The organism is Myroides sp. LoEW2-1 (assembly GCF_009767705.1).
Taxonomy (GTDB): domain Bacteria; phylum Bacteroidota; class Bacteroidia; order Flavobacteriales; family Flavobacteriaceae; genus Flavobacterium; species Flavobacterium album_A.
This window is the reverse complement of record NZ_WSPP01000298.1, coordinates 1-1,684: the sequence shown is the minus strand read 5'-3', so window position 1 is coordinate 1,684 and position 1,684 is coordinate 1. Positions and strand designations below refer to the sequence as shown.

At 47.4% G+C, this 1,684-nt stretch carries 1 rRNA gene; it reads right to left on the bottom strand.

Going from position 1 to position 1,684, the window contains the following annotated elements:
* Positions 1–62: 62 nt before the first annotated feature.
* Positions 63–1,580 (bottom strand): 16S ribosomal RNA (locus GOQ24_RS14850).
* Positions 1,581–1,684: the final 104 nt, after the last annotated feature.

Below are 1,684 nucleotides of genomic sequence, written 5' to 3'. Positions count from 1 at the left end.
TTTTTTTATTTTTTGAACAAGCAGCGAGAGTAAGTAGAATTAACACTTAACTAATTCTCTAGAAAGGAGGTGTTCCAGCCGCACCTTCCGGTACGGCTACCTTGTTACGACTTAGCCCCAGTCACTAGTTTTACCCTAGGCAGCTCCTTGCGGTCACCGACTTCAGGTACCCCCAGCTTCCATGGCTTGACGGGCGGTGTGTACAAGGCCCGGGAACGTATTCACCGGATCATGGCTGATATCCGATTACTAGCGATTCCAGCTTCATAGAGTCGAGTTGCAGACTCCAATCCGAACTGAGACAAGCTTTGGAGATTCGCATCCTGTTGCCAGGTAGCTGCTTTCTGTACTTGCCATTGTAGCACGTGTGTAGCCCAGGACGTAAGGGCCGTGATGATTTGACGTCATCCCCACCTTCCTCTCGGTTTGCACCGGCAGTCTTGCTAGAGTCCCCGCCTTAACGCGATGGTAACTAACAATAGGGGTTGCGCTCGTTATAGGACTTAACCTGACACCTCACGGCACGAGCTGACGACAACCATGCAGCACCTTGTAAATTGTCCGAAGAAAAGTCTGTTTCCAAACCTGTCAATCTACATTTAAGCCCTGGTAAGGTTCCTCGCGTATCATCGAATTAAACCACATGCTCCACCGCTTGTGCGGGCCCCCGTCAATTCCTTTGAGTTTCATTCTTGCGAACGTACTCCCCAGGTGGGATACTTATCACTTTCGCTTAGCCACTCAGTCCGAAAACCGAACAGCTAGTATCCATCGTTTACGGCGTGGACTACCAGGGTATCTAATCCTGTTCGCTACCCACGCTTTCGTTCATCAGCGTCAATAAGTACGTAGTAACCTGCCTTCGCAATTGGTATTCCATGTAATATCTAAGCATTTCACCGCTACACTACATATTCTAGTTACTTCCATACTATTCAAGTCAAACAGTATCAACGGCAGTTTCATAGTTAAGCTATGAGATTTCACCACTGACTTATCTGACCGCCTACGAACCCTTTAAACCCAATAATTCCGGATAACGCTCGGATCCTCCGTATTACCGCGGCTGCTGGCACGGAGTTAGCCGATCCTTATTCTTACGGTACCGTCAAATACCTACTCGTAGGCACATTTCTTCCCGTACAAAAGCAGTTTACAATCCATAGGACCGTCATCCTGCACGCGGCATGGCTGGTTCAGAGTTGCCTCCATTGACCAATATTCCTCACTGCTGCCTCCCGTAGGAGTCTGGTCCGTGTCTCAGTACCAGTGTGGGGGATCTCCCTCTCAGGACCCCTAGTCATCGTTGCCTTGGTATGCCGTTACCATACCAACTAGCTAATGACACGCATGCCCATCTTTTACCGATAAATCTTTATTATTCAAATGATGCCATCCAAATAAACCATGGAGCATTAATCCGAATTTCTTCGGGCTATTCCCCTGTAAAAGGTAGGTTGCATACGCGTTACTCACCCGTGCGCCGGTCTCTAAAAAGCAAGCTTCTTATACCCCTCGACTTGCATGTGTTAGGCCTGCCGCTAGCGTTCATCCTGAGCCAGGATCAAACTCTTCATCGTATATTTTTTATATTTTCGATTAGCGCGTTAATTCAAATCTTTCGACTTGCCTTACTCTCTTTTTGTATGCTGTTGTCCAATATGTCTTAGAACGTATTCTTCTT